General features: G+C 63.0%; 26 protein-coding genes. 8 read left to right on the top strand and 18 right to left on the bottom strand.

Annotated elements, in window-relative coordinates:
* Positions 1-287: 287 nt before the first annotated feature.
* The 11 genes from NKJ09_RS14845 to NKJ09_RS14795 all read right to left on the bottom strand — a co-directional run bounded on the left by NKJ09_RS14845 (position 288) and on the right by NKJ09_RS14795 (position 10,343).
* On the bottom strand, positions 288-1,175 hold the full coding sequence (locus tag NKJ09_RS14845) for an amidohydrolase family protein (RefSeq protein ID WP_352495769.1): 888 nt from the start codon (positions 1,173-1,175) through the stop codon (positions 288-290).
* The gene (locus tag NKJ09_RS14840) at positions 1,175-2,308 is read right to left on the bottom strand and encodes a vWA domain-containing protein (protein ID WP_352495770.1); all 1,134 of its coding nucleotides are present in this window, start codon (positions 2,306-2,308) and stop codon (positions 1,175-1,177) included. The genes NKJ09_RS14845 and NKJ09_RS14840 overlap by 1 nt, the downstream gene beginning before the upstream one ends.
* Entirely contained in the window at positions 2,305-3,186 is an 882-nt protein-coding gene (locus tag NKJ09_RS14835; protein ID WP_352495771.1) for an AAA family ATPase, read from the bottom strand. Before NKJ09_RS14835 ends, NKJ09_RS14840 begins: the two co-directional genes overlap by 4 nt.
* Positions 3,187-3,195: 9 nt before the next feature.
* Positions 3,196-4,200 (bottom strand): xanthine dehydrogenase family protein molybdopterin-binding subunit, encoded by a 1,005-nt coding sequence (locus NKJ09_RS14830; protein WP_023721264.1) that lies wholly within the window; start codon positions 4,198-4,200, stop codon positions 3,196-3,198.
* 1 nt (position 4,201) lies between these two features.
* The gene (locus NKJ09_RS14825) at positions 4,202-5,569 is read right to left on the bottom strand and encodes a xanthine dehydrogenase family protein molybdopterin-binding subunit (RefSeq protein ID WP_023721263.1); all 1,368 of its coding nucleotides are present in this window, start codon (positions 5,567-5,569) and stop codon (positions 4,202-4,204) included.
* Between the two features lie 13 nt (positions 5,570-5,582).
* Entirely contained in the window at positions 5,583-6,065 is a 483-nt protein-coding gene (locus NKJ09_RS14820) for a (2Fe-2S)-binding protein (RefSeq protein ID WP_352481581.1), read from the bottom strand.
* Positions 6,066-6,097: 32 nt separating this feature from the next.
* The gene (locus NKJ09_RS14815) at positions 6,098-6,892 is read right to left on the bottom strand and encodes an FAD binding domain-containing protein (protein ID WP_023721261.1); all 795 of its coding nucleotides are present in this window, start codon (positions 6,890-6,892) and stop codon (positions 6,098-6,100) included.
* Positions 6,893-6,913: 21 nt separating this feature from the next.
* Entirely contained in the window at positions 6,914-7,366 is a 453-nt protein-coding gene (locus tag NKJ09_RS14810; RefSeq protein WP_023721260.1) for an SRPBCC family protein, read from the bottom strand.
* Between the two features lie 107 nt (positions 7,367-7,473).
* Positions 7,474-8,301, bottom strand: coding sequence for an AraC family transcriptional regulator (locus tag NKJ09_RS14805; RefSeq protein ID WP_023721259.1), 828 nt, complete (start codon positions 8,299-8,301; stop codon positions 7,474-7,476).
* Between the two features lie 269 nt (positions 8,302-8,570).
* A complete protein-coding gene (locus tag NKJ09_RS14800; RefSeq protein WP_292660607.1) occupies positions 8,571-9,569 on the bottom strand; it encodes an ABC transporter permease in 999 nt (332 codons plus the stop codon).
* 33 nt (positions 9,570-9,602) lie between these two features.
* Positions 9,603-10,343, bottom strand: a complete 741-nt coding sequence (locus NKJ09_RS14795) for an ATP-binding cassette domain-containing protein (protein WP_023675804.1) — start codon at positions 10,341-10,343, stop codon at positions 9,603-9,605.
* A gap of 427 nt (positions 10,344-10,770) precedes the next feature.
* Here NKJ09_RS14795 and NKJ09_RS14790 point away from each other — a divergent pair, with 427 nt between their 5' ends.
* On the top strand, positions 10,771-11,760 hold the full coding sequence (locus tag NKJ09_RS14790) for a sugar-binding protein (RefSeq protein ID WP_352762950.1): 990 nt from the start codon (positions 10,771-10,773) through the stop codon (positions 11,758-11,760).
* A gap of 147 nt (positions 11,761-11,907) precedes the next feature.
* The gene (locus tag NKJ09_RS14785) at positions 11,908-12,687 is read left to right on the top strand and encodes a FadR/GntR family transcriptional regulator (RefSeq protein WP_023721256.1); all 780 of its coding nucleotides are present in this window, start codon (positions 11,908-11,910) and stop codon (positions 12,685-12,687) included.
* 667 nt (positions 12,688-13,354) lie between these two features.
* Here NKJ09_RS14785 and NKJ09_RS14780 read toward each other — a convergent pair.
* Positions 13,355-14,293, bottom strand: a complete 939-nt coding sequence (locus NKJ09_RS14780) for an NAD(P)-dependent oxidoreductase (protein WP_352495772.1) — start codon at positions 14,291-14,293, stop codon at positions 13,355-13,357.
* A gap of 145 nt (positions 14,294-14,438) precedes the next feature.
* Between NKJ09_RS14780 and NKJ09_RS14775 the strand changes: the two genes are divergently transcribed.
* The 4 genes from NKJ09_RS14775 to NKJ09_RS14760 all read left to right on the top strand — a co-directional run bounded on the left by NKJ09_RS14775 (position 14,439) and on the right by NKJ09_RS14760 (position 16,915).
* Positions 14,439-15,335, top strand: a complete 897-nt coding sequence (locus tag NKJ09_RS14775; protein WP_352481574.1) for an NAD-dependent epimerase/dehydratase family protein — start codon at positions 14,439-14,441, stop codon at positions 15,333-15,335.
* Between the two features lie 332 nt (positions 15,336-15,667).
* Positions 15,668-16,033 carry a hypothetical protein gene (locus NKJ09_RS14770; RefSeq protein WP_156948174.1) on the top strand — a complete coding sequence of 122 codons (366 nt, stop codon included), beginning with the start codon at positions 15,668-15,670 and terminating at the stop codon, positions 16,031-16,033.
* Entirely contained in the window at positions 16,020-16,439 is a 420-nt protein-coding gene (locus tag NKJ09_RS14765) for a helix-turn-helix domain-containing protein (protein ID WP_198030531.1), read from the top strand. Before NKJ09_RS14770 ends, NKJ09_RS14765 begins: the two co-directional genes overlap by 14 nt.
* On the top strand, positions 16,436-16,915 hold the full coding sequence (locus tag NKJ09_RS14760; RefSeq protein ID WP_023721252.1) for a hypothetical protein: 480 nt from the start codon (positions 16,436-16,438) through the stop codon (positions 16,913-16,915). The genes NKJ09_RS14765 and NKJ09_RS14760 overlap by 4 nt, the downstream gene beginning before the upstream one ends.
* 110 nt (positions 16,916-17,025) lie before the next feature.
* Here NKJ09_RS14760 and NKJ09_RS14755 read toward each other — a convergent pair whose 3' ends face one another.
* The 3 genes from NKJ09_RS14755 to NKJ09_RS14745 form a co-directional block, all read right to left on the bottom strand.
* Complete coding sequence (locus NKJ09_RS14755) at positions 17,026-17,514, bottom strand: nucleoside deaminase (RefSeq protein WP_023721251.1); 489 nt, start codon at positions 17,512-17,514, stop codon at positions 17,026-17,028.
* 169 nt (positions 17,515-17,683) lie between these two features.
* Positions 17,684-18,541, bottom strand: coding sequence for an EamA family transporter (locus NKJ09_RS14750; protein ID WP_023721250.1), 858 nt, complete (start codon positions 18,539-18,541; stop codon positions 17,684-17,686).
* Positions 18,538-19,152, bottom strand: a complete 615-nt coding sequence (locus tag NKJ09_RS14745; protein WP_352481572.1) for a nitroreductase family protein — start codon at positions 19,150-19,152, stop codon at positions 18,538-18,540. Before NKJ09_RS14745 ends, NKJ09_RS14750 begins: the two co-directional genes overlap by 4 nt.
* Before the next feature lie 110 nt (positions 19,153-19,262).
* Here NKJ09_RS14745 and NKJ09_RS14740 point away from each other — a divergent pair, with 110 nt between their 5' ends.
* A complete protein-coding gene (locus NKJ09_RS14740) occupies positions 19,263-20,264 on the top strand; it encodes a LysR family transcriptional regulator (RefSeq protein WP_023721248.1) in 1,002 nt (333 codons plus the stop codon).
* A gap of 30 nt (positions 20,265-20,294) precedes the next feature.
* On the top strand, positions 20,295-21,068 hold the full coding sequence (locus NKJ09_RS14735; protein ID WP_023721247.1) for a FadR/GntR family transcriptional regulator: 774 nt from the start codon (positions 20,295-20,297) through the stop codon (positions 21,066-21,068).
* A gap of 27 nt (positions 21,069-21,095) precedes the next feature.
* Here the strand turns inward: NKJ09_RS14735 and NKJ09_RS14730 are convergent, their stop codons facing one another.
* The 3 genes from NKJ09_RS14730 to NKJ09_RS14720 are packed head-to-tail and all read right to left on the bottom strand — an operon-like array spanning position 21,096 to position 24,177.
* Positions 21,096-22,202: a Gfo/Idh/MocA family protein gene (locus NKJ09_RS14730; protein ID WP_023721246.1), complete on the bottom strand. Its 1,107-nt coding sequence runs from the start codon at positions 22,200-22,202 to the stop codon at positions 21,096-21,098.
* 32 nt (positions 22,203-22,234) lie between these two features.
* Complete coding sequence (locus tag NKJ09_RS14725; RefSeq protein ID WP_352515720.1) at positions 22,235-23,047, bottom strand: ATP-binding cassette domain-containing protein; 813 nt, start codon at positions 23,045-23,047, stop codon at positions 22,235-22,237.
* Between the two features lie 14 nt (positions 23,048-23,061).
* Positions 23,062-24,177, bottom strand: coding sequence for an ABC transporter permease (locus NKJ09_RS14720; protein WP_352495787.1), 1,116 nt, complete (start codon positions 24,175-24,177; stop codon positions 23,062-23,064).
* Positions 24,178-24,270 lie beyond the last annotated feature (93 nt).

The following is a 24,270-nucleotide window of genomic DNA, read 5'->3' as shown; positions in this document are numbered from 1 at the left end:
CCGTCCGCCAAGCTCAATTGACCAAGCACACGATCAACCATCCGCGAATCTCCCGTAGCGACCATGCCACAGAATCACCAATCCGATTCTGTGCAAAGGCCCCCTGTGGGAGAAGGTGGCCGAGCGAAGCTCGGTCGGATGAGGGTGCCGGAAGGATCGCTAGCCTGGAGACGTAAGTGCTTCAAATTGCCTAGATTTCCACCGCCGAGTTTCTTCCAGCACCCCTCATCCGTCTCGGCGCTGCGCGCCGATCCACCTTCTTCCACAGGGGGAGAAGCGAATGCGCGCTACACCGGCCGATAAACCTTCTCCGCCGTGTTCCAGAAGATGTCGGCCTCTGCCGCCGCGCCGTGCTTGCCCACCGCTTCCCTGTGCGCCCTGATCAGCTCGGCGTGGCTGGTCCACAGTTTCTCGATCGGGAAGTTCGATCCGAACATCAAATGATTGCTGCCGAGGATGTCGATGGCGGCGTCGACGATATAGCTGATCAGCGCCGGGTCGTTGCGGTGGACGAAGGTGCCGAGGCCGGACAGTTTTGCATAGAGGTTGGGGGCCGCTGACAGCGTGCGCAGGCCGGCTTTCCAGGCCTCGGTGGTCTCTGGCTCCATGTCGGTCAGCATGCCGGCGTGGGTGAGGATGAAATTGGTCTCGGGGTTCTCGCCGACAAGCGCCAGCCCGTCCTTCATCTGGGCGGGGAAAAGCTGCAGGTCGAAGGACAAGCCGTAGTCCTTCAGACGCGCCACATTGGCCCGCACCTTCGGGTCGATGACCTGATCGGCCGAGGCAGCGAAGCGGAAGGCCGGCATTTCGTGCCAGTGCAGCTGCATGCGCACGCCGCGCAGCAGGGGGTATTTGATCAGCCGGTCGATCTGGGAACGCACGTCGTCCACGGTCATGTCGGCATAGCCGACGATGGCGTGCGGCCAGCCGGTTTCTTCCGCGGTTTTCTGCAGGAAGGCGACCTCATTCTCGAAATCCTCCTTGGCCCAGTTGGTCTGGACATAGACCGCCTTCTCGACGCCCGAGCCTTGCTGGTCGGCGAGGAATTCCCCGATAGGATAGTCGCGGCGGATCGGCTCATATGGTCCGAAGATGCGCGGCACCATCGGCCCGACCAGCCAGGGCTGGTCCTTTTGGCGCCAGATGTGGAAATGCGCGTCGATCGCCTTCTGCATCACGAAACCCTCCTCCAGATTGCCGCGGCCGCCGGGGCTGGGCGGGCGAGCGACAGGATGAAATCGGTGAGGCCGGCGATCGACGAACCGTCGACCAGGTCGTCGAGCACTGGCAGGATGGCGCGAAGCGCTGCCGTCGCCGGCCGAAAGCGTGGATCGCCGGCCAACGGCGTCGCCAGCGAAAGCCGAAAAGCGCGGGCGCTCAGCCGGCGCATCGCCGTCTCCAGCTCGGCATGATCGCCGCGCTCCAGCGCATCCGACAGGATGACGATCGCCGCCCCGCGCGCAAAGGCCGAAAAACGCGGCACCGAGAGGAAGGCAAGCAGTGTCGGTCCCATGCGGGTGCCGCCGTCCCAGTCGTCGACCTGGGCAGCGGCGCGGGCCAGCGCCTGGTCGCGGTCGCGAATGCGCAGCGCCGAGGTGATACGGGTCAGTCGTGTGCCGAAAGTGAAGACCTCCGCCCGGTCGGCGCCTTGCACGGCCGCATGCGCCAGCTTGAGATAGTCTGAGGTGTAGAGTTTCATCGAGCCCGACACGTCGATCAGGATGAGTAGCTTGCGTGGCACTGTCTGCCGCCGGCGCAGCAGCGGCGAGGGGATATCGCCGTCGGCACTGACGATTTCGCGCAGCGAGCGGCGCAGGTCGAGCTTGCCGCGCGCATGCGTGCGCACCGTGCGGAAGGAGCGGCGGGCGGGCAAAGCGGTGGCGAGCTTGCGGCGGAAGGCGGCAAGCCCGTCGCTATCGCGGCTGAATTCGCGGACGCTCAACTGTTCGCTGGCCGAAGACAGTTCGCCGCCTTGCTCCTGGCGGACCACCTCGATTTCTTGTTCGCTGGTTTCGCCGTCATCCTTGATGCGGGTTTCCTCGTCGGCCTCGCCTCCGACCACTGCCGCGGTGCTGCCATAGAAATGGCTCCGAAAATGCGCCTCGAATTCGTCGCGGCGGTCGGGCGGCGGCGCCAGCGTGGCGAGCGCCGCTTCGCGGATGTCGGCCATCGAGCGCGGCCCAAGCAGCGTCACCGCTTGCATGAAGCCGGAGACCTGCTCGGGCGCCACTGAAAAGCCATAGCGGCGCAGCAGCCGGCCGAAGCCGAGGAAGGGCGTCGCCCCTCGAGGCAGAGCCGCGGGGCTCACGCCAGCGCCTCCTCGACAATCTTGCCGAGCTCGGGCGCGATGCAGGAAAGGTCCTCCTCGTCCTTGATCAGCACGCCAATGGCGCGGCGAAACGCTTCCGGCCACGGACTGCCGCCTTTTTCGAGGATCGTCGCGGCGTTCGCCCATTCGACCGCTTCGGCGATGCCGGGCGGCTTCGCCAGCGGGCGGGCGCGAATGTCGCGCACTGCGGCAGCCACGGCGCGCGCCGTGGCCTCGGCGACGTCGCCGGCGCGCAGCATGATGATCTCGGCTTCGCGCCCGGCGTCGGGATAGGTGATCCAGTGGTAGACGCAGCGCCGCCGCAGCGCTTCGGCAAGCTCACGGGTGCGGTTCGAGGTCAGGATGACGATCGGCTGCGCAGTCGCGCGAATGGTGCCGCGCTCGGGAATGCTGATCTGGAAATCGGACAGGAACTCCAGCAGCAGCGCTTCGAATTCATGGTCGGAACGGTCGATTTCGTCGACCAGCAGCACGCGCTTTTCCGGCGCTTTCAGCACCTGCAGCAGCGGCCGCGCGATGAGAAAGCGGTCGTCGTAGATGTCGACCTCGTGCTCACCGGCATGGCGGATGGCGAGCAACTGGCGCTGGTAATTCCATTCGTAGAGCGCATGTGCGGCGTCGATGCCCTCGTAGCATTGCAGCCGCACCAGGTCGCGCCCGAGCACCTCGGCAATCGCCTTCGCAGCTTCCGTCTTGCCGACGCCGGGTGCGCCTTCGAGCAGCAGCGGCTTTCCCAGCCTGATCGCCAGGAAGATGGCGGTGGCCAGGCTTTCATCGGCGAGATAGCGCGAGGCGGCGAGGCGCGACGCCACCGCCTCAGGCGAGGTCGCGACTGTCTCAGCGCTTCTCTTGGGCATTTTCAGCACTCAGTTCGGGGCTTGCGCCTTCAGCGCCCGCAGGATGCGCTCCGGCGTGATCGGCAGCGTATCGATGCGCACACCGACAGCGTCGAAGACGGCATTGGCAACCGCCGGGATCTGCGGGTTGGCGCACATTTCGCCCGGCCCCTTGGCGCCATACGGCCCGTCCGCCGAGGGCCGTTCCAGCACGATGATCTCGGTTTGCGCGAGATCGCCAGGACCCGGCATCAGATATTGGTTGAAGTCGGTGCCGCCATGGTCGCGGTTGGGATAATAGGGCTCGGTCGTTTCGTAGAGCGCATGGCTGATGCCCATCCACGAGCCGCCAACGAGTTGCTGCTCGACCATTTTCGGGTTCAGCGCGCGGCCGATCTCAAACACGTTCTTTACCGTCAGCACGGTGACCTCGCCGGTCTCGTCGTCGACCTCGACCTCCGCCACCGTGCAGGCATGGGCGTAGCAGGTAGACGGCTTCATCGCTCCGGTCTCTTTCTCCGGATAGGAGCGGGGGATCAAAAACATGCCGCGGCCGGAAATCGAACGGCCGCGCTTGAAATGCGCCGACAGCGCGACATCGAAGATCGAGATCGATCTTTGCGGCGCGCCCTTGACCAGGATGTTGCCCTCGCCATCGGTCTCGAGGTCCGAGGCGTTTACCTCAAGTTCCTCGGCCGCCACTTCCAGCATCACCTGGCGGGCTTCCCTGGCGGCCTGGATGACCGCATTGCCGGCCCGATGCGTGCCGCGCGAGGCGAAGGTGCCCATGCAGTGCGGGCCGGTGTCGGTGTCGGCGGTGTCGACGACGACGCGGTCGGTCGGTACGCCGATCGTCTCGGCGCAGATCTGTGCCATGATCTGCTTCATGCCCTGGCCCAGGTCGACGCTGGAGAGCGTGACCATGAAATTGCCGGTCGGCGTCGAATGCACCAGCGCCTGCGTCGGGTCGCCGCCGAGATTCATGCCGGTCGGATAATTGATCGCGGCGACGCCGCGTCCGCGCCTGATCGCCATCTCAAGCTCCCTTCGCGTAAGACGACATCGTCATGAACTTCTCCGCCACTGGCCAGTTGGCGGCGCGCGAGGCTTCCTGCATGCACTCGATCAGCGCCGCCCCCTCCGTCGGCTGCCGGTGTGCCTTCATGTCGCCGTCGCGGTAGGCGTTGATGAAGCGGAATTCGAGAGGGTCCATGCCGATCAGCCGGGCGAGCTTGTCCATCTGCACCTCCAGCGCGAAGTCGCCGATGGTGACGCCGAAACCGCGCATCGCCGAGGACGGGGTACGGTTGGTGTAGACGCAGTAGGTGTCGATCCAGACATTCGGGATCGTATACGGGCCAGGATAATGCCCGGCGCCCTTCTGCGCGCCGTAGGGCGAATGGCGCGAATAGGCGCCGGCATCGGTGTAGCCGGTCACTTTCCGCGCCACGATGCGGCCGTCGTTCATGACGCCGTCCTTGATGACGACCTTCTCGGCGGCGCGCGGCGAGGAAATCTGCATCTCCTCCTCGCGGCTATAGACAAAACAAACCGGTCGTCCGGTTAGTTTGGCGCCGAGGATGGCGATCGGCTCGACGATGACGTCGACCTTGCCGCCAAAACCGCCGCCGACGGTGCCGCCGACGAAATGCAGCTTGTTGCCGGGCATCTGCAGGATGATCGAGGCGTTGTCGAGCGTGAAGAACATCGCCTGCGTGTTGGTGTAGCAGGTGAAGCGGTCGTTGCCCTCCGGTGCGACGATGCAGCCGGTCGTCTCGGTCGGCGCATGCTCGATCGGCGAGGACTGATAGGTCTGTTCGAGCACGTGGTCGGCTGTGGCAAAGCCTGCCTCGACATCGCCAAAGCGCACCTTGCGGCATTCGCCGCTGTCGTAGAGGTAATAGTTCCGGCCGTGATACTCGTTGACGATCGGCGCGTCGGGCTTCAGCGCTTCCTCCATGTCGAAGACGGCCGGCAGCACCTCGTAGTCGACCTTGACCTTGGCGGCGGCTTCCTGCGCGGCGCGCTCGGTCTCGGCCAGCACCGCCACCACCGCCTCGCCCTTCCAGCGCACCTTGCCGTCAGCCAGCACCGTCTCGTCCTCCGGCCCGATCTGGATCAGGATCAGGATGGTGTAGACATTGTGCGGCACATCCTTGGCGGTCAGCACCTTGACGACACCCGGATGCTTTTCCGCCTCGGACGTATCGATGCTGCGTATGCGGGCGTGATGGTGCGGGCTGCGCACCATCTTCAGGTGCAGCATGCCGGGAAAATTGCGGTCGGCGAAATAGGTGGTCTTGCCAGTGACATGGCCGGGTGAATCCGAACGCGGCCGCGGCTGGCCGATCTCGTGCAGATCGTCCTTGCGCTGGTCGGCGAAATAGCTCTTGCGGAGTTCCATTTTCTTAACTCCCTCAAACCGCGTTCTGCGAATTGGAGCGCGCGGCGGTCAGCACCGCCTGGATGATCGGCTCGTAACCGGTGCAGCGGCAGATATTGCCCGACAGCGCCTCGACCACGTCCTCGCGGCTGGGGTTCGGCGTGTGATCGAGCAGTACCTTGGCTGCCATGATCATGCCCGGCGTGCAGAAACCGCATTGCGTGGCGAAAGCATCGAGGAAAGCGCGTTGCAGCGGATGCAGCACGCCGCCTTCCGAAAGCCCCGACGTCGTGGTGACGGCCGCACCGTTGCAGGTCTCGGCCAACGTCAGGCAGGACAGCCTGAGCTCGCCATCGATGATGACCGTGCAGGCGCCGCAAGTGCCTTGATGGCAGCCGCCTTTTGGCGAGGTGTCGCCGATCTTGTCGCGCAGCGCGTGAAGCAGCGTCGTGCCGCTGTCGATGAACTCGGCCTTTTCGGCACCATTGAGCGTGAACTGAACCGGGACCTTCGCCATCTTTATTACTCCTTGCGCCGCAGCCAGGGCGTTCAGGCGAGCAGCAGCCGGCCGAGATGGACCGGCAGGACTTCGTTGCGATACCAGGCACTGGCGATCGGATCGGTTGGCGGCGAAGTGCCGTCGTGGGCAACGGCCAGTGCCGGTGCGATGCCGTCTGCGGTGAGTTTGCGGCCAATCAAGGCTTTCTCCGCCGCCCTGGCACGGATCGGCCGGTCGGCCATGCAGCCGAGCGCGATCCGCGCTGACGTGACAGTGCCGTCCTGTGCCTGTTCCAGCACGGTGGCGATGCTCAGCACCGCGACGCCCTTTGGCTTGACCCGCGACTGTTTCAGGAAGCGAAAACCGCCTTCCTTCGGAAGCGTGAAGCCGACCGCAGTGACGATGGCGTGATTGCTCTCGCGCTTTGCCAGAAAGGTTTCGATCGGCAGCTCGCCGTAGTCGGTGGTGACGGTTGCGTCCAACGCCAGCAGTGCAACGGTGAAATCGCCGTAAGGCGTTGGCGCGAAGAGATTGCCGCCGACCGTAGCCATGTTGCGGATCGCCGGTCCGCCGACGGCGCGCGCGGCGTGGGCCAGTGGAGCGAGATCCGGGTGACGGGCGATCGCCGCCATGGTCACCGAAGCGCCGATGCGGACCTCGCCGCCGGAAATGCGGATGATCGACAGCGCCGGTTCGGTCGACCGGATGAAACCGGAAATCGACACGTCGCCTTCGTTGGCGGCGCGCACGACCAGTGTGCCGCCACCGAGATAGCGGGTGCCGGCGGCCTTCAGCGCCGCGCCAGCGTCCTCCACCGTCGGGAAAGTCTGCAGTGCAAGCGCCATGGAACGCTCCTGTTTGTCAGCTCAATTCAGTTCAACCTTGCCGGCGAAATGGGCCTTCAGGGCGTTGAAGCCGCCCTGGAAGACGTTGGCGCCCATGCCTTCGGCCAGCTTGTCGGCTTCTTCGGGAGGGGCGTCGAAGCTGGCGGTCCATTCGGCATAGGTGCGGTCGCCGTCGGTCACCCGCCGCAACTGCAGCGTCGCCTTGTGGTTGGTAAGCGGTTGCGGCGTCTCCAGGATGGAGTAGCTGACGAGGAAATTCTCGTCGGAGAAATCGAGCAGCTTTTCGCGGAGGCGGGCGCCGCTGGCGAGCTGGAAATTGCGCACGCAGCCGATCGTGCCGGCGTCCTTGCCGTCCTCGATGTGGCTTTCGACCATGCGCGGATGCCAATTCGGCAGACCGTTGAAGTCGCGTATGCGCGCCCAGACCTTTTCGACCGGCGCATCGATGACGCTGGAGATGGTGACTTTCGCCATAGGATCGTTCCCTTGCAAATCAGCTGCTTGGGAGGGTAGGGCGGCGGGCTACGCGGCGCTTATCAATGCGTCTTGAATGCCTATCAATTAGTCTGAAAAACGGGCGCTCAGCTGATCGCCCGCGCCGCCTCGCGGTAAAGCGTCGGCGGGACGCCGACATGGTCGCGGAAGAAGCGCGAGAAATTGCCCTGGGTGGTGAAGCCGAGATTGCAGGCGACCGAGATCAGCGGCTCCTGCGACCACTGCAATTGCCGCACCGCTTCCTCCATGCGCAGCGTGTTCCAATAGACGTTGGGCGTCAGATTGGTCTGTTCCTTGAACAGGGCGAAGAAATGCGGCCGCGACAGGCCGACGCTGCGCGCCACGTCGTCGAAGCAGATGCGCTCGCAGACATTGGCTTTCATCAGCTGGATCGCCTTGCGGACGCGAAAATCCTGCATGGTGTTGACGCGGGCGCGCACCGTCTGCGGTGCGCAGGCGTCGGCGGCATCGAGCACGCTGTCGATGAAGCGCTCGATCTCGTAATTGGCGATGTCGTCGATGCTCTCATTGTCGCTGAGATGGTCGAGAAGGTTGGCCGCTGCCTTGTGCAGCCAAGGCTCGAGCGTGATTGCCGGGGCGGAGAACAGCGGCGCCGAGGAAGGCAGCTCGCGGCGCCTTCGAGCCCAGTCCGGATCGATGTAAAAGGCGAGGAACAGGCCGGGCGTGCCGTCGCGGGACAGAGCGTGGCTGTGCGGCTGGAAGGAATTGATGCCGGCGGCGGTGCCCGGTCCAAGCCGCACCGTCTCGCGGCCGATGGTCATCTCGCCGGCCGTGCCTTCCAGCCAGATGATGATATGCGCCTCGACATGGGCATGGGTGACGAAGTCGCTGGCGACGTTCAGGACAGAAACATGTCCGAACCGGCCCCAGTAGAGCCTGATCGCTTCCGTCATGGGTATATCCTCCCGCAGGCGACTGGCCTCCCTTCGCCTGCTGCGAGCGATTGTGCGGCTCAGTTCGGGCTTGCGTCAAGACGGATGTGCACGCCCGGGCGCCGGCCATGCGCCGCAGCGGCGGATTTTCAGACTCGGCGATAGGAAGAAGGCGAGCGTTTCCAGGCCGGTATGGCAAGACCGGTGCGGTCGACGGCAACCGGCACTCCCTTCGAGGCTGAGCAAGGACTTTTGCCAGCGAAGCAACTTTGCCCCGCCGGCGGAAAAGTTCAGTCGTTGCGCCTGAAATTGCGGATGCGGTCGAACAGCACGGCAAGCAGGATGGCGCCGCCGATGAACACGCCCTGCCAGAAGGCATTGATGCCGAGCAGGCCGAGGCTATTGCGGATGACCTCGATCAGCGCCGCGCCAACGACCGCGCCGAAGGCTGTGCCCATGCCGCCGGCCAGGTTGGCGCCACCGATGACGGTGGCGGCGATCACCTGAAGCTCCATGCCGTTGCCGAGATTTGTGGTGACCGCGCCCAGCCAGCCGGTCTGGATGATGCCGGCAAGGCCCGCCGCCAATGCCGAGATCATGTAGACGACAACCTTGATCTGGCGCACCGGAACGCCGGTCAGCGTCGCCGCATGCTCGTTGCCGCCGATGGCGAAGATGTGCCGGCCGAATTTCGTCCAGCGCAGCACGAAGCCGGTAATCATCGCCAGCACGATCATGTAGAGCACCGGATTGGCGATGCCGAACACCCAGGCGCCGCCGCCAAGCGCCAGCAGCTTGTCGTGGTCCGGCCCGAACTGGAAGACGACGGTGTTGTTGGAGGCGACCATGGCAAGGCTACGTGCGATCGACAGCATGCCGAGCGTCACCACGAAGGGCGGAAAGCCGAGATAGGCGATCAGAACCCCGTTGAAGGCGCCGATGATCAGCGCTGTCGCGATCGCAGCGCCAATGCCGATCTCGATGCCATAGCCGGCATGCATGGTCACGGCCAGCACCATCGAGCACAGGCAAAGCACCGAGCCGACCGACAGGTCGATACCGCCGGTGATGATGACGAAGGTCATGCCGAGCGCCACGATGGCGACGAAGGTGACGTTGCGGGTGATGTTGTAGAGGTTCTTGGTCGTGGCGAAGGAATCCGTTGCCACCGACAGGAACAGGCAGGCGAGGATGACCGCGATCACCACCCAGAAGGTCTGGCTGGCAAACACCTTGCTCAGCAAGGTGTGCTGCTTGTGCGCGATCGTCTGATCAAGGGTGACTGCCATTATCGACCTTTTTTACTCTGGTTGAGGCGTCAATCATACCTGTTCGATGGCGCCGGTGATGAGTCCGGTGACTTCTTCCGGCGAACTCGATGCGATCGTCTTGTCGGCGACCTTGCGGCCGCGCCGCATGACGATGACGCGGTCGGCGACGTCAAAGACGTCGGGCATGCGGTGGCTGATCAGCACGACGGCGATGCCCTGGTCGCGCAAATGGCGGATCAGGTTCAATACCTCGGCGACCTGGCGGACCGAGATCGCCGCGGTCGGCTCGTCCATCAGCACGATCTTGGCCTGCGAAAGCATGGTGCGGGCGATCGCCACCGCTTGCCGCTGGCCGCCCGACATCTGTTTGACCAGGTCGCGCGGGCGGGTTTCGGATTTCAGCTCGGCGAAGATCTGGCCGGCACGCTTGTACATCGCGGCATAGTCGAGGATGCGAAGCGGCCCGAGGCCGCGGCGCAATTCACGGCCGAGATAGACGTTGGCGGCGGCCGTCAGATTGTTGCACAGTGCCAGGTCCTGATGGACGATTTCGATGCCGTGCTGGCGCGCCTCGACCGGCTTGTGCAGGATCAGCTCCTTGCCGTCCATCTGCATCGTGCCATGGCTCGGTGGGAAATTGCCGGCGATCATCTTGACCAGCGTCGACTTGCCGGCGCCGTTGTCGCCCATCAGGCCGACAACCTGTCCGGCCTCGATCGACAACGAAACGTCGTTGACCGCCTGGATGGCGCCAAAATGCTTCGAGATGTTGGTGAGTTCGAGAACCGCCACCAGCCTTCTTGCCTCCCCGTGCTTTGCGGCCTGCGGTTCTGCCGCGGCCTTTCGCTCTCCCCAGTTCCTCCCGGAAGCAGCGATTTTGCCCATTTACGCATAAGCCACCTTGGCGTCAACCACGGCTTCTTTCGAAAAATCAGTTTTGTAGGACAAATAGCATTGACGTCGGTGACAAGGCGATATTAGCTAAGTGTCGGAGGAGCTTGCGCCGATCCCCCGGGTTGCCGGAAGGAATCGGTGAAGGTTTGTCGGTCAGGGATTTGGTAACCAGCAGTATCTGTCGGTGCCGGTCTGAGACTGAATATGAAAATGCTTATCGACCTGGCTTGGCGACACGAGTGCGACGTCCTCTGTCATCTTGCTCCGGGTCGATCTGTGTGTGGCGGGCACGCGGTGTCCGTTTGTTTCAAAAGGGAGGACTGACATGAGGAAATCACTATTGCTCGCTGCCGCCGCCATCATGGCGTTGGGTGCCGGGCCGGCTATGGCCAAGAAACAGCTCGTCATCGTCGTGAAGGGTCTCGACAATCCATTCTTCGAGGCCATCCACCAGGGTTGCGAGAAATGGAACAAGGAAAACGCCAGCTCGGAATATGAGTGCTTCTACACTGGACCGGCGTCGACCTCGGACGAGGCCGGTGAAGCCCAGATCGTCCAGGACATGCTGAGCAAGCCCGACACTGTGGCGATGGCGATTTCGCCATCGAACGCGCCGCTGATCGCGCAGACGATCAAAAGCGCCAATCCGTCGATCCCGATCATGACCCTCGACGCCGACCTCAGCAAGGAAGATGCGGCGCTGCGCAAGACCTACCTCGGCACCGACAACTACCTGATGGGTCACAAGATCGGCGAATACATCAAGAAGGCCAAGCCGAATGGCGGCAAGATCTGCACCATCGAAGGCAATCCGGCGGCCGACAACATCCTGCGCCGCGCGCAGGGCATGCGTGACGCGCTTTCGGGCAAGGACGGCCTCGCCGCGCTGGCAGGCGAAGGCGGCTGGACGGAAGTTGCCGGCTGCCCGGTGTTCACCAATGACGACGGCGCCAAGGGCGTGCAGGCGATGACCGACATCCTCGCTGCCAATCCCGATCTCGCCGCCTTCGGCATCATGGGCGGCTGGCCGCTGTTCGGCGCTCCGCAGCCCTACCGCGACCTGTTCAAGCCGATGGCCGACAAGATCGCCAGCAACGCCTTCGTCATCGGCGCCGCCGACACGATCGGCGACGAGGTGGCGATTGCCCGTGACGGGCTGGTGACCGCGCTGGTTGGCCAGCGGCCGTTCGAGATGGGCTACAAGGCGCCCTCGGTGATGATCGACCTGGTCGAAGGCAAGCCGGTCGCCGATCCGGTGTTCACCGGCCTCGACGAATGCACCAAGGACACGGTCGACACCTGCATCCAGAAGTAGGTTCGCAGTTTCGGGGGGCCCTTCGACGGGCGCCCCGTCACAGACCGTCCATACGAACGCACGAGGCGACGCTGCTTTGGAGCGTAGGCCGCTGCTTTGTCGTGTCCTGAGTTCAGGCTTTCGACAAGCAGCTGCCGGGGAATACGAATGCCGGACGCGACATCAAAAAAGCGACCCGCCAAGTTGAAGGCCGAGGCTGAACGGCCGGCCGGCGTTCGGCGTGCCGACGCCGCACACTTTCCCGGCTCGAGTGTGCACGCCTCGCTGGCCAACGAAATCGGGCTGAGGATCGTGCGCGGCGATTATCCGCCGGGAACCATCCTGCCCAACGAGGCCAAATGGTCGGAGACCTTCGACGTCAGCCGCTCGGCGGTGCGCGAAGCCATAAAAATGCTGATGGCGAAAAGCTTGCTTGCGTCGCGCCCGAAGATCGGCAGTTGGGTCGAGCCTAAGGAGCGCTGGAACCTGCTCGATCGCGATGTGCTGGCCTGGTACGCGACCTCGCCGGACCGCGAGGTGTTTCTCAGGACGGTGCAGGAATTCCGCCACATCATCGAGCCGGAGGCCAGCGCCTTTGCCGCGATGCGGCGCACCGACGAGCAGATGGCCGAGATCAGCCAGGCCTGTCGCGAAATGGGCGAAGCGACCAACCTGCAGGAGCGAACGCGCGCCGACACGCGGTTCCACCTCGCCATCCTGCGCGCCTCGGGCAACGATCTGCTGGTGCCGCTCGGCGTGCTGATCGAATCGGCGCTCGATCACCTCTTTGTTTTCGTCACACGCGAAACCAGCGACCAGCGTCGGGCGCAGGCACTGCACGAGGCGATCGAGAAGAACATCCGCCTGCAGCGGCCCGCCGCAGCCCGTGCCGCGGTGCACAGGCTTCTCGCCAACACCGACGATGTTATCGGGCGGTCGCGGCGGTGATGGTTGCACCAGGGCTGGCATTGCTCCGAACGATTGCAAAACTCGGCATTCCTTCGCGCCCCTCTCTGTCCTGCCGGACATCTCCCCCACGAGGGGGGAGATTGGATGCCACTTCGGCTTTCGCTAATCATCAACGTTAGGCAATGAGGGCGGCGACCTCGGATGGGCCAGGGATTCGGACTTTTTTACCGCCGCAGCGTATTTTGTTCTTGCTTTGTGCCGGCAGCTATGCTACTAATTTGGCTATGGTGCTGATTGGCGCCGACGACCCGCCCACCGAGGCGGGTTTTTTGTTTCTGGCTTTGAAATTGCAGTGTTGCCGATCTGAGGTCTGAGGGACAGCACCCCCCTCTGCCCTGCCGGGCATCTCCCCCAACAAGGCAGGGCAAATCGCGTAAGGAGTCCCCCTCATCCGGCCGCTTCGCGGCCACCTTCTCCCCGCTGGGGAGAAGAGGCTGACGCCGGCGCTGGCGATCTCCTCTCCCCTCGGGGAGAGGTTGGATTGCCCCGAATTGCCCTTCGCAATTCGGTTGGCAATCCGGGTGAGGGGGCTCTTGCCTACATGCGATTGCACTGCCTCAAGGGGGAAGATTGGCAGGTTCGCCAGTGGCGCTGACGCCTCGGAATGTTGCGGCAAGCTTGCGTGGCCAAAAGCTGATCGGCCGGCTCAGATCGTCTGCTTCTTGCCATCCCTGGTCGGCATCAGGTCGACGCCGTTGACCTTGCCGATATGCGTGGCCAGCATCGGCACATACTGGTCGGCGGGGCCGGCCGCGAAGGCGCCGGCGAAGGCGTTCTTGGTGGCGTTGCCGAGCGGATTGGCGATGCCGGCAGCACCCGCCATCGATTCGAGATAGGTGAGATCCTTGAAGGCGTTGGCGATGCTGAATTTGTGCGCGTCGCGGTCGCCTTCCAGCGTCCAGCGCATGAAGGTCTGGTAGAAGCCGCAATCCATGCGGCCGTTGCGGATGACGCTGTCGAAGCGCGGCGGCGAGATGCCGACCTTCTGCGCCAGCGCCAGCGCCTCGGAATAGATCGCGGCGTAGCCGAGCGAAATGAAGTTGTTGAGCAGCTTCATGCGATGGCCGTCGCCGGTGTCGCCGATATGGACGATGCGCCCGGCCCAGGTGTCGAGCACCGGTTTCAGCCGGGCAAAGACCGTGTCGGGCGCGCCGACCATGGCGTCGAGCGTGCCTTCCCAGGCCTCCTTCGGGGTGCGGCTGAGCGGGGCATCGACATAATCGACGCCGAGCGCCTTGAGTTCGGCGGCCAGCGCCACCGTCGAGACAGGATCCGAGGTCGAGCAGTCGACGACAACCGATCCCTGCTTCAGGCCTTCCTTGAGGCCGCCTGGGCCGCGGATGATGGCTTCGACCTCGCGCGAGCCGGTGACGCAGATGAAGACGATATCGGATGCCGCGGCGACGTCGCGCGAGGTCGCCGCTTCCCTGGCGCCGCGGCCGAGCAGGTCTTCCGCCGGTGCGCGGTTCTTGCGGCCGAGAAACGTCAACGGATAGCCCTTGTCGACGATGTTCTTCGCTATGCCGTGCCCCATCAGGCCCAGCCCGATGAAGCCGATCTTTTCGCTCGCGGCGGTAGTGTTCATGTCGTTTCGTCCTATTTGCAGTGATGGATGACGGCGCTGCACCTTGCCGGCGAATTGTTGAAGCGGGTTTTTGCCGCATGCCATGGCAGGCGATTGCAGAGTTCGATATTGTCTGACAATACACGTGAATTCCAGGGAGAGCAAAATGACGAAGCGGATCATGTTCACCGGCGGCAGCGGCAAGGCCGGGCGCCACGTCGTGCAGTATCTGGTCGAGCAGGGCTGCCAGGTGCTCAACATCGACACCAAGCCGCTCGACAATCCCAAGGTGCGCACGCTGATCACCGACATCACCGACAGCGGGCAGGTGTTCAACGCGCTGTCGAGCTATATCGGCCTGCATGAATTCGACCCGTCGCTGCGTTCGCAACCGGTCGATGCCGTGGTGCATTTCGCGGCCATCCCGCGCATCATGATCACGCCCGACAACGAGGTGTTCCGCATCAACGCGCTCGGCACCTACAATGTCATCGAGGCCGCAGTGAAGCTCGGTATCCGCAAGGTGGTGATCGCATCCAGCGAGACGACCTACGGCCTGGTCTTCGCCAACGAACCGCGCGATCCGACGCATTTTCCGCTCGACGAGGAGTACGACGTCGATCCGATGGACAGCTACGCGCTGTCCAAGGTCGTCAACGAGAAGACGGCGCGCGCCTTTGCGCTGCGCAGCGGCTTCGACATCTACGCCTTGCGCATCGGCAACGTCATCGAGCCGCATGAATATTCGCTGTTTCCGAGATGGTTCGCCGATCCGGGTTTCCGCAAGCGCATCGCCTGGAGCTATATCGACGCGCGCGACCTCGGCCAGATCACGCTGCGCGCCATCGAAAAGGATGGGCTCGGCTATCAGGTGTTCAACGCCGCCAATGACGACACCTCGTCCGACCTGCCGACAGCCGAACTCCTGAAGCGGTTTTATCCCGATGTGCCGGTCAAGGGCGAACTTGGCGAATACGAGACCCTGCTCTCCAACCGCAAGGCACGCGACATGCTCGACTTCCGGCCGGAGCACAGCTGGCGGAAATATGTCAAGACGACCTGACGGGCGTACGTGATACGGAGCCGGCACTGGGCCAGCCCCGACGCGCAACGTTGAGAAGGCTCTGACTCAACCTCGAATTTGACATAGGCTATCTGCTGGCTGGTAATAACACGTTTCCCCCTTCGAGAGGAACGGTGCGGCCTGCGGGGAAATTGTTGACTTTAAACGCAACTAACTCTATTCTGTATCGAGCGGTCGAAACCGGTCGGCTCGTCGCGCGGCCTGCACTTAACCAAAAGGTGGAGGCCAAGCGGTTTCTGTATGTAACGCCAAATGTTTATAGAGGATTGGCTGGGAAGGATCCCGACTTAAGCCATTTGCCGATGGCGAAAATGGAAGAACTGATAGCAATTTTTTGTTTCGGTTGGTTCGTGACGGCAAGCCTCAAAGGAGACCCAGACGAGCGGGGGCCAGACATCGAACGATTGCATTCTGTTGACGAGGTCTGGGTAATTTGTGCGCGAAAGCCTAGGCATGTCCAAGTGCGTCTGTTCGGTAGGTTTCTCGACGCCGGGGTATTCATAGGTTTAGGACTGCATTGCCGACATTGGCTAGGGATCAAAAAGAACTATAGCGAAACCGTCGCTGGAATCCCCGATCTTTGGGGCAACACCATGGGTAATGCGCAACCTTTTCGTGCAGCAACGGCGTTAGAGTACGTGAAGGGAATATGTCGAGATGTGGATGAAAAAATCTAATAAGGTTTCCGACCAAGCGTTCGTTGAAGAGTTCGAACGCGGGATACTTCGTTCGGCTTTTGTGAGCGCCTTTTGGGCGGTCATTCAAGCCAGGAAAGCGGAAACGGGGCTCACCCTAAGTCAGCTTGCCGATCGCCTCGGAATTAACAAGTCTGCGGTCTCTCGCTGGTTTTCAGGAACAAAGCCGAACTGGGAAATAGACACTATCGCGGACCTCGCGACTGCCCTTGAGGTAGACGTAGAGGTTGTGGTCGTAGACAGAAAAATGAACCGTCGGTTTGGGCCTGCGGGCGAGATACAGCCGCTTACGCTCGGAGCGGGGACCACACTAAGTTCCGGGCAGCATTCCATCCTGCCGGGAACCGATGCCGTGAGTGCGGTGTCAATACGCCTTGAGGCAGCATGATTTTGAACCCCCATGCTAGCGTCGTGTTTTGCGATGACCTTCGACAGGAGGCCAACGGGAAGCAGCTGCACATAGGGGTCTATAATGATGCCGTTTTATTCGACGGACCTTTGCCGTGGGCATTGCCCACGGGGCTGTGGTGTCTGATTAAGTATCTTGAACCGTATCCAGAAACTTTGCCTACCCTCGCGATAAAAGTTCGTCTTGAATCCAAGGCCGGTGGGGTAGTTGATTTGATAGAAGCTCCAGTGCCGAAGACCGACATCATCCCCCAGAAAGGACCCCTCGAATTTGAGAAGGATACAGTCAAATTATTGGCCCTTAGCATGAACATTCAACTGTCAACCTTGGTCTTCCAAGAGCCTGCAAAACTCGTGGTCGTAGTCGTTCGGGACGGGGAGGAAATCTCAGCTGGCCGATTGCGCATCTCGCAGTTGAGTAGGGATGGAGCCGGCAACCCCATCCCCGCTGTTTAGGCCCAAAGGGGTCAAGGTTCTCCGATACTTCACTTGTTGAAGGGGCAATACCCTTGATCAATAAGTTCTGAGCCTAGCCCTCACTCGTTTCCTGCCGTGCGGCAATTAAGCTACTTGTCTTTCCAGAATTCGGCCTGGAGTTGCGCCGCCTCATCGGCAAGCAGCGGACCAACGACTTCAGTCGGACGCTGCCCAGCTTCGAAGACGATCCTGCAGGGCAGGTCGAGTGTAGGATTCTCGACATGTGCACCCGTCGATGCCTTGAGGTCATGTTCGCTCTGGCCAAAGACGACCCGTCCGATGCCCGCCCAATAGATTGTGCCGGAGCACATCGCGCAAGGTTCGGCCGAAGTGTAGAGTGTGCAGGAGGCCAGCTTTTCGAGACTGAAATTCATCCCCGCCCATGAGGCCAGCAGCCTTTCGGCATGAGCGGTGCGGTCGCCCCCGCCGGCTTTGTAAGCGTTGGGCTGCTCGCGCAAAACATTGCCGTCCTTGTCAGCGAGGAGCGAACCAAAGGGATGTTCGCCGGCATCGCGGGCCTTGCGCGCGACTTCGAACGCCTGACGGAGCAGGCGCTCATCATAGGGGCGTTGTGGCATCGGCGGATCCTCCGGCTATGCCGCTGGACCATAGTGCCGAACAATCCGCCGACACAAGTCGGCGGCCTAAAACGCGTCGCGTTCGACCGGCCTCATGCTACGCGCTTCAGGTTCTTGTTTTGATGCATCTCGTATCGCAAACCCGCTGCACACTTTTGAGCGACATGCATCAGGACTCGTTGCGATTGGGGCGTTGAGCCAGCCAGATGCTGCCGATGACGAAAACGACGCCGGCGATTTGAGGCAAGGTCAGCGTCTGGTCCAGGAATACCCATCCAAGCAGCACGGCGGTCACCGGGCTGAGGAAAAGCAGCGATGACACCACGGCAGATTCCAGTCGCGCAATGCCCCGGAACCAGAGGACGTAAGTCAGCGCCGCACCGATCAGGCCGAGCCACACCAGTCCAAGCAGGTTGGCCGCGGTCGGGAGCGGGATGGAGGGCTCGAAAAGCAGGGCCACCGGAACGAGAAGCAGACCGCCGGCGGTCAGCTGCCATGCCGTAAAGGTAAGCAGCGATACTGGCGGTTGCCACTTACGGGCCAATACGCTTCCGAAGGCCATGGAGGCCGCCCCGGCGAGGCCGGCGGCAACGCCGACCGCATCGAGCGTCGCGTTCGGGGTCAGCACCAGCAATGCAACACCGGCGATCCCGACAAGGGCGGCGACGATCGCCAACCGACGGACAGGGCTGGCAAGCAGGGCAGCGGCAAGGAAAATCACGATCAACGGCTGGACCGACAGCACCGTCGCGGCGACCCCGCCCGGAAGCCGGTAGGCGGCGACAAACAACATGCTCAGGAAGATCGAGATGTTGAGGGCTCCGAGGACGAAACTGCGCAGCCACCAGATGCCCGTCGGCAGTTGCCGAACGATCGCCAGCAGCAGCAATCCGGCTGGCAAGGCACGCAGCATTGCGACCGTCATCGGCGAAAAGTTGGGCAGGAACTGGGTGGTGACGATATAGGTGCTGCCCCATATCGCGGGTGCAATGGCTGTCAGCAACAGATCGAAACGGCGCGTTTTCATAAGATTTCCAGTACTTCGGCAAGAGGGCGGCGCGGCTTTTGCGGCCAGTTGCCGGGCGCGGCGCGGCCGACCGCGATGAGCATCACCGGCACTTCATTCAGGCCAAGGCCAAACTCGCGGGCCACGCCTTCGGCATCGAAGCCTCCCATCGGACCAGCGACGAGCCCCAGCGCTTCGGCTGCAAAAATCAGCGTTGCAGCGCCAAGCGTTGCAGAGCGCACCGCTTCGTCGCGGGCAGCCCGAGGATCGGCATATTGTGCGCGGGCGCCTTCCTGCCAGCCCGAAGCCATATCCGCCGGCATGAAGCCGGCTTCGACGAAAGGACGCAGCCTTGCATTGAGGGCGGCGTGGTCGGGCAGTACGCCGCAGACGATGAAGGTGACCGCTGCTTCCTGCACCTTGGCCTGGCCATGGGCCACGCTGCGCAACCGCGCCTTTGCTTCCGGCGTCCGCACGGCGATGAACCGCCAATTCTGAAGGTTGTAGGCGGTTGGCGCGCGCGTTGCGAGACGTGCCAGTTCCTCAACCTCGGCATCCGTCAATGCGTACGAGGCATCGAACCGATTGGCCGACATGCGTCGCTCGATAAGGGAGATTGTGGGGTTGGTCATCATGTCATTCCGAAAATGAGAAAGCCGTTCGGGAAGCAGATATGGAATTTACCAACAGACGATAATAGGTGACAATTGAAAGACATTGTTTACTGGAAGAGAATGGTGCAGTGGATCGCCTGACTGCGTTGCAGGTTTTCCGTCATGTGGCGGAACTGAACAGCTTTGCCGAAGCCGGACGGCGGCTCGGTCTCTCGCCTCCCGCGATCAGCAAGAACATCGCCGAGCTGGAGGCGCATCTGGGGGTGCGGCTCATCAACCGGACGACGCGGCGGATGGCCCTGACCGAAGAAGGCAGGATCTATCTGGAGCATGTCACGCAGGGGCTCGATGCGCTGGCCAGGGCCGACCAGGTCCTTGGCCCGATCAAGACGGCGCCGAGCGGGACGTTGCGGGTCAGCGCGCCGATGACTGTCACGTTGACGCGGCTTTCGGCTGCCATTCCCGCGTTTCTATCGCGCTATCCCGATTTGAAACTCGATTTGCATCTTGATGACAGGCGCGTCGATATCGTGCGGGAGGGATTTGACCTTGCCATTCGCGGCAGCGACAATCTCGAGGATTCCAGCCTGGTCGCCAGAAAGCTTGCGGTCATGCCGCACGTGCTTTGTGCAGCTCCTGCCTACTTCGAGCAGCACGGCCGGCCTCAAACGCCTGCCGATTTGAAGGCGGCCAACTGCATCCGGTTCAGCCTCTCGGGGCATGCGGACATATGGGAATTCCGCAAGGACGGCCGCAGCGAGCGGATCGCCATCGACGGACGATATTCGGTCTCCTCGAGCCTTGCCGTGCGCGATGCGCTGCGCGCCGGCTTCGGCGTCAGCCTGATCCCCTATCCCTATGTCGAAAGCGACCTGAAAGCAGGCCGGCTGCAATCGGCTCTGGATGACTGGGACAAGGTCGAAACCACACTCTACGCGGTCTATCCGGCACGGCAGCATCTTGCCCCGAAAATCCGCGTCTTCCTTGATTTCCTGATCGAGGAATTCAGTCGGGACAAAGAGAAGCCGTTCGTGCCTCCCCGGCGTGAACGCCCGGCAAAGCGCTGTGTCGGCGAGGCGACGGATACGGAAAATCAAACCGAGATATTGCCGTCGATTTCATCTCCTTGACACGCCTCCAAATCCGGACTTTGTGGAGCCATGCAGGACGCGAAGCCGAATAAGGGAAAGACAGCGGCCGAGGCGTTCGCCGAACGCACGAGCGGTATTCGCCGCGCCGATGCGGCGCGCATGCCGGGGTCGAGCGTGCATGCGTCGCTGGCCAACGAAATCGGGCTGAGGATCGTGCGCGGCGACTATCCGCCGGGAACCATCCTGCCCAACGAAGCCAAATGGTCCGAGACCTTCGACGTCAGCCGCTCGGCGGTGCGCGAAGCCATCAAGATGCTGATGGCGAAGAGCCTTTTGTCGTCACGTCCCAAAATCGGCAGCTGGGTCGAGCCGAAGGAGCGCTGGAACCTGCTCGATCGCGATGTGCTGGCCTGGTACGCGACCTCGCCGGACCGCGAGGTGTTCCTCAGGACGGTGCAGGAATTCCGCCACATCATCGAGCCGGAGGCCAGCGCCTTTGCCGCCATGCGGCGCACCGACGAGCAGATGGCCGAGATCAGCCAGGCCTGCCGCGAGATGGGCGAGGCGACCAACCTGCAGGAGCGGACGCGCGCCGACACGCGGTTTCATCTCGCCATCCTGCGCGCCTCGGGCAACGATCTGCTGGTGCCGCTCGGCGTGCTGATCGAATCGGCGTTCGATCATCTGTTCGCTTTTACGACCCGGGAACTCGACGATTTGCAGCATGCGCAGAGGCTGCATGAGGCAATCGAGAAGAGCATCCGCCTGCAGCGGCCGGACGCGGCACGCAATGCAGTGCGCAAGCTGCTGGCCAATACCGACGGCGTCATCAAGTCCAGGTAGCCGCCGTTCGGCTCCCGGTTTGAGTGCTCAGTCGAACGGTCCGGTCGCGAGATGCCGCCGGGTCAGCCCGAGCAGCAAGGCCTGATCGCGGGCGGCGTGTTCGGGCGGGTTGACGACGGGGTCGCCATTGACGATCGCCGCCCAGAAGCCACGCATCTCCTCGACGAAGGCTTCCGCGTAGCCGGCGCGCAAATCTTTCTTCGACAGCGTGTGACCGTGCGAGGTCGTCACCGTCAGCCGGGTCGGATGATGGTTGAGCCAGGGCGAGGGGAATTCGAGCTCCAGGCTGGCATCGTCGAAGAACAGCGTGATCCGCTCCTTGTAGTCGGCGAGCTTAGGTACGGTAAGATGGGTCATGGTCCACAGCGCCTGTCCGTCCAGCAGCTTGACGGCGCCCTGGCCGCCGTCGCCATTGGCAAAGATCTGCGCGCCGACGATCTCGCCGTCCGGCACGCCGAGCGCATCGAGCAGGCCGTGAACGGCATTGACATCGTGAATCAAGGCCGAGCTGTAAGCGCCGGTAAATCCACGGAAAGCGAGATCAGTGAAAGGCACGCCAATGGCTTGTTCGACCTGGCGCTTCTGCTTGGCGGCGACAGCGGCGATCATGTCTTTTGGGATATCGGTGCCGCGCCTGTAGGGCTGATGGGCGATGAACGGCCAGGCGTCGGGATCGTTCACTTCCACCGAGACCGCGCGCAGCGTGCTCGATGTTCCCGGCAGCGAAGCGAGCGCCAGCCGGTAGCTCGGATCGAAGCGCTTCATGTAGCCCACTTGCATGATTTTCCTGGCGGCATCGCGCGCGGCGACGATCTCGGCGATTTCCGCCAGGGAATAGCAGAGCGGCTTTTCGCAAAAGACATGCAGGCCAACCGCCAGCGCCGCCAACACCTGTTCGTGATGCAATGGGTCCGGCGAGCCGATCACCACCGCGTCCAGGCGCTGGTCGAAGAGCTGGTCGACCGTTTCGAAATTGGCGATGCCATGGGTGTCGGTGACGAACTGCCGCGAAATCCTGGAGGGATCGGCGACGCCGACCAGCTCGAACAACTCACCGAGGCGCAGCAGATTGGGAATATGCTCGACCTGCGAGATCATGCCGACGCCGACGACCCCGACGCGTAACCTGCTCATTGGATCATTCCCCGCAATGTCCGATTGTCAGCTCAAGGCGCCGCAGGCGGCCGGCTGCCGATCTGGGCGAGCAGGCCGGCGATCTCCGCCTCGACCGCTTTCAGATCCTCGCCGCCCGACATGATCGAGATGACCTCGTCGCGCGAGATGTCCGATTTGGCGTAGGTACCGCGATTGCGGCCGCGGTTGAGCAAAGTGAAGGTGTCGCCGACCGGATAGGCATGGTGGATGTTGTGGCTGATGAAGATCACTGCCAGGCCGCGCATCCGTGCTTCGATGATGAACTTCAGCACCATCGCCGCCTGGTGGACGCCGAGTGCGGAGGTCGGCTCGTCGAGGATCAGCACGCGCGCGCCAAAATGCACGGCGCGGGCGATCGCCACCGACTGGCGCTCGCCGCCCGACAGCGTGCCGACGGCTTGCGTCGGGTCGCGCACATCGATGCCGATATCGGCCATCGCCTGCCTGGCGATGGTGTTGGCGCGCTCCTTGTCGATGCGCGAGAAGGGCAGGCTGCTTTTGGTCGGCTCGCGGCCGAGGAAGAAGTTGCGGGTGATCGACATCAGCGAGATCATGCCGAGGTCCTGGAACACCGTTGCCACGCCGAGCTCCTGCGCGTCGCGCGGGCTGCGGAAGGTGACCGGCTTGCCGTCGACCAGGATTTCGCCTTTGCTCGGCCGGTAGACGCCGGACAGAACCTTGATCAGCGTCGACTTGCCGGCGCCGTTGTCGCCGAGCAGGCAGTGGACCTCGCCCGGATAGACCTTGATGTCGATGTCCTGGAGCGCGCGCACCGAGCCGAAATTGACGCTGACGCCGCGCAGTTCCATTGCGGGTTCGCTCATTTGGGCCCGCTCGGTCATTTGCCACCTCCGCGGCCGAGCGCCTTCAGCCTGATGTAGTTGTTGACCAGCACGGCCATCAGGATGACGATGCCGAGGAAGACCTTGAACCAGTCGGTGTCGATGCCGGTGTAGAAGATGCCCATCTGCACCAGCCCGAAGATCAGCGCGCCGAACAGCACACCATAGACTGTGCCGTAGCCGCCGGTGAGCAGCACGCCGCCGATGACGGCGGCGATGATCGCCTCGAACTCCTTGAGCAGGCCGCGCGTGGTGTCGGCGGAGCCCGCCTCCATCACCTGGATGGTGGCAAGCAGCGTCGCCGCGCAAGCGGTGTAGATGAACAGGCTGATCTTGACGCGATCGACCGGCACGCCGACGTTGCGGGCGGCGATCAGGTCGCCGCCGGTAGCGAAAATCCAGTTGCCGTATTTCGTCTGGGTGAGCACGTAGCCGGCCAGCGCCGTCAGGCCAAGCCACCAGACGATCGACATCGGAATGCCGGCGACGAAGGGAATGCCGTCGCTGCGGGTGCCGATCCAGCCTTGCGCGCCCATCCAGTGGAACAGGCCGGTGAGCAGATGGCCGTTGAAAATGCCGGCCGTCGCCGGGTCCGGTACGCCTTCGAGGATGTAGGGAATTTGGGTGCGGCCGGTGACGGCGCGGGTGATGCCGATCGACAGTCCGCGCAGGATATAGAGCGTGGCGAGCGTGACGATGAAGGAGGGCAGGCGCGTCTTCACCACGATCAGGCCGTTGAGATAGCCGGTGAGGATGGCAACGGCGAAGGCACAGGCGATGCCGCCCCATAGCGGCAGGCCCCAGTACTTCACAGTTAGCCCGATGACGACACCGGCAAAGCCGACCATGGAGCCAACCGAAAGGTCGAACTCGCCGGCGATGATGAGAAGTGCTGCTGCCGTGGCGACGATGCCGAGCTCCGCCGACAGCGTCAGGAAGGTCATCGACCCCTGCAGCGAATAGAGGTTCGCCGCGCCCGGCAGCAGCGCAAAGATGATGATCGTCGCAAGCAGCCCGCCGGCAGCACCGGCTTCCGGCCGGCGCAGCCACTGGGTCAGCTTGCCGGTGCTGGCCAGCCGCTCGTCGGCGCCGGCGGCCCGCTTCGACGTCATGCCGAAGCGGTCGGTCGCCTTCAGTTCGCCCGGAGGTATCGCCTTGTCTTCCACGACCGCCATTAGGCTCTCCAATCGCTCAATTCGCAATCT

The organism is Mesorhizobium sp. M0189 (assembly GCF_040322135.1).
Classification (GTDB): Bacteria; Pseudomonadota; Alphaproteobacteria; order Rhizobiales; family Rhizobiaceae; genus Mesorhizobium.
The sequence above is the reverse complement of the archived record's forward strand: the minus strand, read 5'-3'. Positions and strand labels throughout refer to the sequence as shown.

Bases quoted from the DNA above. Each gene is read 5' to 3' on its own strand.
- NKJ09_RS14820 (WP_352481581.1), bottom strand. From the start codon at position 6,065: ATGGCGAAGGTCCCGGTTCAGTTCACGCTCAATGGTGCCGAAAAGGCC.
- NKJ09_RS14800 (WP_292660607.1), bottom strand. From the start codon at position 9,569: ATGGCAGTCACCCTTGATCAGACGATCGCGCACAAGCAGCACACCTTG.
- NKJ09_RS14770 (WP_156948174.1), top strand. From the start codon at position 15,668: ATGGAAGAACTGATAGCAATTTTTTGTTTCGGTTGGTTCGTGACGGCA.
- NKJ09_RS14825 (WP_023721263.1), bottom strand. From the start codon at position 5,569: ATGGAACTCCGCAAGAGCTATTTCGCCGACCAGCGCAAGGACGATCTG.
- NKJ09_RS14755 (WP_023721251.1), bottom strand. From the start codon at position 17,514: ATGCCACAACGCCCCTATGATGAGCGCCTGCTCCGTCAGGCGTTCGAA.
- NKJ09_RS14805 (WP_023721259.1), bottom strand. From the start codon at position 8,301: ATGACGGAAGCGATCAGGCTCTACTGGGGCCGGTTCGGACATGTTTCT.
- NKJ09_RS14835 (WP_352495771.1), bottom strand. From the start codon at position 3,186: ATGCCCAAGAGAAGCGCTGAGACAGTCGCGACCTCGCCTGAGGCGGTG.
- NKJ09_RS14760 (WP_023721252.1), top strand. From the start codon at position 16,436: ATGATTTTGAACCCCCATGCTAGCGTCGTGTTTTGCGATGACCTTCGA.
- NKJ09_RS14725 (WP_352515720.1), bottom strand. From the start codon at position 23,047: ATGAGCGAACCCGCAATGGAACTGCGCGGCGTCAGCGTCAATTTCGGC.
- NKJ09_RS14785 (WP_023721256.1), top strand. From the start codon at position 11,908: ATGCCGGACGCGACATCAAAAAAGCGACCCGCCAAGTTGAAGGCCGAG.
- NKJ09_RS14735 (WP_023721247.1), top strand. From the start codon at position 20,295: ATGCAGGACGCGAAGCCGAATAAGGGAAAGACAGCGGCCGAGGCGTTC.
- NKJ09_RS14780 (WP_352495772.1), bottom strand. From the start codon at position 14,293: ATGAACACTACCGCCGCGAGCGAAAAGATCGGCTTCATCGGGCTGGGC.
- NKJ09_RS14765 (WP_198030531.1), top strand. From the start codon at position 16,020: ATGAAAAAATCTAATAAGGTTTCCGACCAAGCGTTCGTTGAAGAGTTC.
- NKJ09_RS14745 (WP_352481572.1), bottom strand. From the start codon at position 19,152: ATGACCAACCCCACAATCTCCCTTATCGAGCGACGCATGTCGGCCAAT.
- NKJ09_RS14720 (WP_352495787.1), bottom strand. From the start codon at position 24,177: ATGACGTCGAAGCGGGCCGCCGGCGCCGACGAGCGGCTGGCCAGCACC.
- NKJ09_RS14830 (WP_023721264.1), bottom strand. From the start codon at position 4,200: ATGGCGATCAGGCGCGGACGCGGCGTCGCCGCGATCAATTATCCGACC.
- NKJ09_RS14790 (WP_352762950.1), top strand. From the start codon at position 10,771: ATGAGGAAATCACTATTGCTCGCTGCCGCCGCCATCATGGCGTTGGGT.
- NKJ09_RS14775 (WP_352481574.1), top strand. From the start codon at position 14,439: ATGACGAAGCGGATCATGTTCACCGGCGGCAGCGGCAAGGCCGGGCGC.
- NKJ09_RS14815 (WP_023721261.1), bottom strand. From the start codon at position 6,892: ATGGCGCTTGCACTGCAGACTTTCCCGACGGTGGAGGACGCTGGCGCG.
- NKJ09_RS14750 (WP_023721250.1), bottom strand. From the start codon at position 18,541: ATGAAAACGCGCCGTTTCGATCTGTTGCTGACAGCCATTGCACCCGCG.
- NKJ09_RS14730 (WP_023721246.1), bottom strand. From the start codon at position 22,202: ATGAGCAGGTTACGCGTCGGGGTCGTCGGCGTCGGCATGATCTCGCAG.
- NKJ09_RS14845 (WP_352495769.1), bottom strand. From the start codon at position 1,175: ATGCAGAAGGCGATCGACGCGCATTTCCACATCTGGCGCCAAAAGGAC.
- NKJ09_RS14810 (WP_023721260.1), bottom strand. From the start codon at position 7,366: ATGGCGAAAGTCACCATCTCCAGCGTCATCGATGCGCCGGTCGAAAAG.